The sequence below is a fragment of the Prevotella sp. DNF00663 genome (genome assembly GCF_001553265.1).
Taxonomy (GTDB): domain Bacteria; phylum Bacteroidota; class Bacteroidia; order Bacteroidales; family Bacteroidaceae; genus Prevotella.
In genome coordinates this window covers 21,824-28,951 of record NZ_KQ960653.1, presented here as the reverse complement: position 1 = coordinate 28,951, position 7,128 = coordinate 21,824, and the positions used below count along the sequence as shown (strand labels likewise).

The following is a 7,128-nucleotide window of genomic DNA, read 5'->3' as shown; positions in this document are numbered from 1 at the left end:
GCTTCACTCCATCACTGCTTCACTCCCCCTAACTCCTTACCTCATCTCCCCTCTCCTTGGGAGAGGGGGTGGGAGAGAGGTTAATTAATTGCATTTATGAATCTTCCCCAAAATCCCGGCCCTATAGGCGTATTCGATTCCGGTTATGGCGGATTGACCATCTTACATGGTATTCGTCAGTTGCTACCGCAGTACGATTATGTCTATTTAGGTGATAATGCACGTGCGCCATACGGTACACGCTCTTTCGATATAGTGTATAAATTTACACGTCAAGCAGTCTTAAAATTGTTCTCAATGGGCTGCCATCTCGTGATATTGGGCTGTAATACCGCTTCGGCCAAAGCTCTACGCTCCATTCAGCGTCGCGATATTCCGATGTGGGATTCTGGCCGGCGTGTGCTGGGAGTAATTCGTCCTACAGCCGAGATTATTGGTAATATCACACAATCTCGCCATGTAGGTTTGCTAGCGACCGAAGGAACGGTCAAGAGTAGAAGCTATGACATGGAGATAGGTAAGCTTTGGCCTGATATCAAAGTGTCGGGTGTGGCTTGTCCTTTTTGGGTTCCTTTGGTCGAATATAATGAAGCTGATAGTCCCGGAGCCGATTATTTCGTCAAGAAGCGTGTGGATGAGTTGATGCGGAAGGATGCAAATATTGATACCATTATCTTAGGATGCACCCATTATCCCATTCTGATGCCGAAGATAGTGAAGTATGTTCCCTCCGGCGTGAGGGTCTTGCCACAAGGCGAGTACGTAGCCGATAGTCTGCAAACTTATCTAGGTGAGCATCCGGCTATTGAGAAGAAGTGTACCCAAGGTGGCAGTTGTTACTACTACACGACGGAGAATGCCGATAAATTTAAAGAGTCGGCACGTATTTTCCTGCACGAAGACGTACAGGTAACACATATTGATCTCGACGATCGTAAGTTTTTCTAATGGAGCATGGACAGTGGTTATCGTCTTTTTCGACCACTGTCCATGTTTTTTGTTAATGCCATTGTCCCAAAGAAAAATAGGATGGCCGTCACGAAACCGGCTATTGCGTCAATGGCATAATGGGCTTGGATATAGACCGTTGCCATACATAGTAATAGATAGAAAGGCAACATCAATACTAGTAATTTATAATTTCGTGCATACAGCACAAGCAGCATGCAGATGGTCGATATACCTACATGGCTGCTAGGGAAAGCTGCCGTAGGGCGTTCTCCAGCAGCTTTGGCGTCTTCTACCAATTGATAGAATATGCCGTGTGTGTATCCCGGACTAGGCAGGCAATCCGTATGCGTATTGAAATAGTCGTGTACTTGTGGAAAGATTCCTTTTACCACGTATTCCATTCCTATCGCTTTGTAATAGAATGTTGGCCCGGTTACGGGTAGGAATACATAAATTACGTAATAAGCAAAGAACGAAACCAATACAACGGTTGCAGCTCGTTCAAACTCCTGATAGCGGCATACGAAGAAGTAAAGTATGGTCAATACTATCATAGGATAATAGGAAGCATACCCCATATCCATGAGTTCGCTTACGATATGCGAAGGGAATTTGGCAGCAAAGAGCAAGGCTGGTTGACAACCAAACATCATCTGTTCCCAGCGAGCAAATAAGTGGTCGAGGTTGGGAAAGATACGATTGAGTTCGTAAGTGTCGGGATACCACCACGCCAGTAGGCCGAGTTGAACTCCCACTCTTATAAAGCGTGTCAGCCGGCAAGGCACCAGTCTATAGACAGCCCATAGTGCTATGGTGATGGCTCCAATGCGTACACGTCCCCATATCATCGCATGGGGACTCTCCATCTTTGTGTATGTAAAGAGTATAACGAGCAGTGTTAGTAGCATATAGCCCAGCACTGCCCATTCCAATACCATGAGTCCGCGATGCGGTTTCTTCTCGATGGTAACCAAGTCTTTCAGAAATTTCATTGTTTTCATTTATAGCCAACTGTTTTCTCGATACCATTGAATCGTGAGGTCTACACCTTTCTTCAAGTCGTAAAGTGCGTGGTATCCCAGTTCATCCATTGTTGGCTCTATGTTACAACGCCAGTTGCGTTGTTTCAATATATGATATTTATCGTTGTTGAGTGCCGAAGGTTGTTTGCCGGTTCTACCTACGTATTCGCCTATCCATGTGATGATGCGGAGTAGTGCTATCGGGGCTGTGAGGCGTATCCACCAAGGGCGCCCCAATGCTTCGTGTATGTAGTTGCTGAATGCGCTCGATTGATAGACATTACCATCACTCAAGAAGTATTTTCTCCCGTTCATGCCATGGTCGAAAGCAAGGAATACAGCCTGTACCACATCCTGTACATATACGAATGTAATGTCTTGTCGTGTGAATCCTACAGCAAAGTCTACATGGTTCTTAATACTCTTTGCCATGAGGAAGTAGTCGTGCTCACGTGGCCCATAGACTCCTGTGGGGCGCAGAATGATATAAGGGAAGTCGTTGCCTATGCTGTCGAGGAATTGTTCTGCTTGCAGTTTGCTCTGCCCATAAGCCGTATTCGGGCGGGGCGTATCTTCTTCGCAAATCTCTGCATAGGGCTTTTGTTCGCGTATAGCTCCATACACGCTGAGGCTGCTTAGGTAGACAAAGCGGCGTATCGGCATCTGTAATTCGAGCAAAGCATTGACTAAATTTTTTGTTCCTTCGGTATTGACGCGGAAGAAATCGTTCTTGTTCCGACATTTGGTCACGCCTGCGGCATGTACCACATAGTCGAAAGTATGGTCGCGGAGTTGTTCTTTCAATTCCTGCTTGTCATTCAGATTGAGTTCGATGAAGTGGATACGTGGGTCGGTGAGATACTGTCGAGAACTGCTCTTTCGCACAGCTGCCCACACTTCAAACCCTTTGTTCAAGGCTTCTTCTACGATAAAACTTCCGATGAATCCACTGGCACCGGTAATGAGAACGTTCATTTAAAGATACTAATAACTATTCGATACAAAAATAGTGATATTTTCTGAAATACGAGAATTCTCACAACATTTACTTCTCATTAGCCGGTGTCTTGCCTTTTTGTTTTTCTTACATCGTCTTATTTGTTCCTATAAAAATTGTCGATAAGCAGAATATATCGTATCTTCACGACCGTATTTATAGACAAATTAATTGAAAGTATTTTTATGAGTAATGTATTATTAGTAAGCGGACATCCAGATTTAAATATATCGAATGCCAATGCGACGGTTATCAGTAAGTTGAAAGAGTTGATTCCTACTATGGAAGTAAGTGATCTTGGGGCACTATATCCCAATCGCAAGATTGATGTAGCTGCCGAGCAAGCTAAGTTAGTGAAGGCAGATACCATTATTTGGCAGTTTCCTCTCTATTGGTTTGCTACTCCCAGTATCTTTAAGCAGTGGATGGATGATGTATTGCTCTATGGCTTTGCTTATGGTTCTACAGGTGATAAACTCCATGGTAAGAAGGTCATCGTATCTGTAACTGCGGGTGCGGGCATCGAGAACTATAGCGACAAAGGTCGTACGATAGAAGATTTAATGGCTCCTATCATTCGTAGTATAGATTTCTGCGGTATGGAGTTTGTTGGCTGTGTCACTGAAGCCGGGATGCTTTATATGCCGGGTGTGATGCCCGAAGAGGTGTTGGCGGGCGTAAAGACCAAGGCTGTTGCGCAAGCTGAGCGTGTGGCTGCGCTGGTAAAATAAGCCTATTGAGTTTTGCTTGTTCGCAATGATAAACGCCTGAAAATACTAGTTTGGCAAGAGGAATTTGCTATTTTGTAAATTTATAGGTAGTTATCATTCGTAGAACTCGCGTTTAATTATTACCTTTGCATACAACATAGGCCGATGTTCTGTTGCCTTGTTGTATGCTTTTGTTGGTTCCATAGTTTAATGGATAGAACGGAGGTTTCCTAAACCTTTGATCCGAGTTCGATTCTCGGTGGAATCACAATTCAAGTTAAAAGCCGCGGCTCTAGGAAAAATCCTTGAGCCGCGGCTTTTATTATATAAGAGGTATTGTTCTATGCTACCTTCTCTTCAATCTTCTTACCCATTGTCAAGTAAGCAATAGGAGATGCGATGAAGATAGACGACAGTGTACCGAATACTACACCAAGTGCCATAGCAAATGCGAATGGCTGGATACTCTCTCCACCGAGGAATAGGATACACAACAATACGAGCAATGTTGTAGACGAGGTGTTGATGGTACGAGCCAATGTTTGGTTGATACTATCGTTGAATACTGTCTGATAATCCTGCTTTGGATGCAACTTCAAATTCTCACGTATACGGTCGAATACCACCACCTTATCGTTGATAGAGTAACCGATAACGGTCAAGATAGCGCCGATGAAGGTTTGGTCTATTTCAAGAGAGAATGGTACCACGCCCTGTAATAGCGAGAACAAACCGATGACTACCAAGGCATCGAATGCCAAAGCTATAGTTGAACCTACAGAGAATGCCACGTTGCGGAAACGAATTAAGATATATACGAAGATGGCAATCAGGGCGAAGAGCACACTGATGATGGCACCGTATGTAATATCTTTAGCTACAGAAGGACCTACCTTGGTACTGCTGATGATAGAACCTCCTTGGCGGATGTCCGGATTCTTGAAGTCGGAAACGCTCTTCTGACTTACCAGTCCGTCGGCTTTCAATGCGTTGTAAAGCATGGTTTCTGCCTCGTCGTCTACTGTTGGGCTGTTGCTCTCAATCTTGTAGTTGGTCGACATACGGATGGTGCGGTTGTCGGTACCCAGTGCCAAAGCACTTGTTGTACAACCAGGGAAGGTTTTAGCCAATACACCACGCACTTCTTCAGGCTGAACAGGGTTCTCAAATTGTACTACGTAGTTACGTCCACCGGTGAAGTCGATGCTCTTACCAATACCACGAACGAAGAAGCTGGCGATGAATACAATTGTCATAATAACGACGATGCCAAAGCTGGTCTTGTAAACTCCCATGAATGGGAAGTGCACATTCTGCATCAAGTTCTCTGACAATGGAGTATGGAACTTCAACTTTGTCCAACGATCCTTGTTCAACTGATATTCATAAACGAGACGTGTGAGGAACACAGCTGTAAAGAATGAGCAGACGATACCGATAATCAAAGTGGTAGCGAAACCACGGATAGGACCTGTACCGAATACGTAGAGGATGACACCAGTGATGATAGAAGTCAAGTTAGAGTCGAAGATAGCCGAGAAAGCATTGTCGTAACCGGCTTTCAGAGCTTGTTTCATACCGAGTCCGGCACGCAACTCTTCTTTGATACGTTCATAGATAAGCACGTTGGCATCGACGGCCGTACCGAGCGATAGCACCATACCGGCAATACCTGACATGGTAAGTGCGGCTTGGAACGAGGTCAGAATACCGAGTGTAAAGAATAGGTTGACAATCAAAGCGATGTTAGCCATCATACCGGGAATGAGGTTGTACATCACAACCATGTACACCATCAACAGCACGAAAGCGATAGCAAATGATACAACGCCCTGTTCGATAGACTGTGCACCCAGTGTAGGACCTACCACTTCTTCCTGTACGATGCGTGCAGGAGCTGGCATACGACCCGACTTCAAGGTGTTGGCCAAGTCCTTGGTATCCTCAATGGTGAAGTTACCTGAGATAGAAGACTGGCCACCATCAATCTCTCCGTTTACACGAGGAGCAGAGTAAACCACGCCATCCAATACAATAGCGATAGCTTTACCAACGTTGGCTTTGGTCAATGCAGCCCAACGACGTGCACCTTCTGAGTTCATGCTCATGCTAACCTCAGGTGAACCGGTGAGGTTGTTGAACTGGTCTTTGGCGTCGGTCACTACATCGCCTTCCAGCGGAGCGCGTCCACTAGCCGATGTAACCTTCAATGCGTGCAGCTCATAGATGTTTTTGCCCTTTACCAAGTCGCTAGGCTTAGCACTCCAAAGGAGTTTCAAGTCAGAAGGCAACACCTGTTTTGCAAGTGCACTATAGATAATCTTATTGATGGCAGCGGTATCGCGAACACTGGCAAAAGCCACAAGGCTTAGCGAATTCTGACCCGATGTCTGAAGCATAGCGAGCAATGGATGCTGCTTCTTGGCTGCCTCCATCTGTGCTTCTGTATTTTCTTTTATAGTTTTGTCTGCCTTATTGTTCAGCTTAAACTTAGGCTGCTCTGCTGTTTTGGCAGCAACTTGTGCTGTATCTGCCTTTACTTGTGTGGTGTCGGCACCACCGTTTGCCAAGCGAGTATCCAATTGGCTGAGGTAAGGAATGATTTCCTCGGAATTGTAAGTCTCCCAGAATTCGAGGTTGGCACTTCCCTGCAGCAGCTTACGCATACGCTCCGGTTCGCGGATACCCGGCATTTCTACCATGATACGACCGTCTTGGCCTTCCAGTTTCTGAATGTTAGGCTGTACGACACCGAACTTGTCGATACGTGTACGAACTACGTTGAAAGAGTTGTCGATGGCGCTCTTTACTTCGGCACGTAGTACTTTCTCTACTTCTGAGTCGCTGCTTTGTGGGTTTACTTTGCCCTGTAACTGCTGAGTAGCGAAAATTTCTGCGAGGCGATGCCCCGGTGCGTTCTTCTTATAAGCCTTGATGAAGAGAGAGATGAAGTCACTCTGACTGTGCTCTTCCTCTACGCGAGCCTCTTTGATAGCCTTGGTGAAACCTGCGTCTGTCTTGTGGTCGGCGAGCATTTCCACTACATCGGGTACAGAAATCTCCAAGATGACGTTCATACCGCCCTTGAGGTCAAGGCCTAGACCGATTTGAGTCTCCAGACATTTCTGATAAGAGTAGATACCCAGATACTTCACCGAGTCCTTGTAGTCTTGCTGCGCAATAGGGTCTTTCAACTTGGCTGCCTCTGTGTCATAGTGGTGTGTAGCCACAGAGAACGACAAGTAGAAAATGCTTGCAAGCGTCAAGAGGACGGCTGTACAAATTACAATTCCTTTGTTTTGCATTTTATTGTGTTATTATTGATTATTGTTTTTCGACAATATTAACTATCCTACACCTACTATATATTAGGTGTATATAGGCTGCAAAGATAAGGTTTTTTTAGCATTTCGGAAAATTTATAGCCGTTAAATGTGCAAAAAAGCGA

The 7,128-nt window shown here is 45.2% G+C and carries 5 protein-coding genes and 1 tRNA gene; 3 read left to right on the top strand and 3 right to left on the bottom strand.

The genetic code is table 11. The features are described 5' to 3' along the window. Positions 1-96: 96 nt before the first annotated feature. Positions 97-948, top strand: a complete 852-nt coding sequence (gene murI / locus HMPREF3034_RS09860) for a glutamate racemase (RefSeq protein ID WP_062435202.1) — start codon at positions 97-99, stop codon at positions 946-948. Between the two features lie 17 nt (positions 949-965). Here murI and HMPREF3034_RS09855 read toward each other — a convergent pair whose 3' ends face one another. Both HMPREF3034_RS09855 and HMPREF3034_RS09850 read right to left on the bottom strand, forming a co-directional pair. Beyond that, on the bottom strand, positions 966-1,952 hold the full coding sequence (locus tag HMPREF3034_RS09855; protein ID WP_197421760.1) for a phosphatase PAP2 family protein: 987 nt from the start codon (positions 1,950-1,952) through the stop codon (positions 966-968). Continuing rightward, positions 1,953-2,948 (bottom strand): NAD-dependent epimerase/dehydratase family protein, encoded by a 996-nt coding sequence (locus tag HMPREF3034_RS09850; protein WP_036897778.1) that lies wholly within the window; start codon positions 2,946-2,948, stop codon positions 1,953-1,955. A gap of 207 nt (positions 2,949-3,155) precedes the next feature. On the opposite strand from HMPREF3034_RS09850, the gene HMPREF3034_RS09845 reads away from it, so the two are divergent. Both HMPREF3034_RS09845 and HMPREF3034_RS09840 read left to right on the top strand, forming a co-directional pair. Beyond that, positions 3,156-3,701 carry an NAD(P)H-dependent oxidoreductase gene (locus HMPREF3034_RS09845; protein ID WP_062435200.1) on the top strand — a complete coding sequence of 182 codons (546 nt, stop codon included), beginning with the start codon at positions 3,156-3,158 and terminating at the stop codon, positions 3,699-3,701. 175 nt (positions 3,702-3,876) lie between these two features. Next, positions 3,877-3,948: transfer RNA gene (locus tag HMPREF3034_RS09840), tRNA-Arg, on the top strand. A gap of 73 nt (positions 3,949-4,021) precedes the next feature. On the opposite strand, the gene secDF is transcribed toward HMPREF3034_RS09840, so the two are convergent. Further along, positions 4,022-6,985, bottom strand: coding sequence for a protein translocase subunit SecDF (gene secDF, locus HMPREF3034_RS09835; RefSeq protein ID WP_062435198.1), 2,964 nt, complete (start codon positions 6,983-6,985; stop codon positions 4,022-4,024). Positions 6,986-7,128: the final 143 nt, after the last annotated feature.

Excerpts from the sequence above, each read along its gene's own strand:
- HMPREF3034_RS09845 (WP_062435200.1), top strand. The coding sequence starts at position 3,156 with ATGAGTAATGTATTATTAGTAAGCGGACATCCAGATTTAAATATATCG.
- murI (WP_062435202.1), top strand. The coding sequence starts at position 97 with ATGAATCTTCCCCAAAATCCCGGCCCTATAGGCGTATTCGATTCCGGT.
- HMPREF3034_RS09855 (WP_197421760.1), bottom strand. The coding sequence starts at position 1,952 with ATGAAAACAATGAAATTTCTGAAAGACTTGGTTACCATCGAGAAGAAA.
- HMPREF3034_RS09850 (WP_036897778.1), bottom strand. The coding sequence starts at position 2,948 with ATGAACGTTCTCATTACCGGTGCCAGTGGATTCATCGGAAGTTTTATC.
- secDF (WP_062435198.1), bottom strand. The coding sequence starts at position 6,985 with ATGCAAAACAAAGGAATTGTAATTTGTACAGCCGTCCTCTTGACGCTT.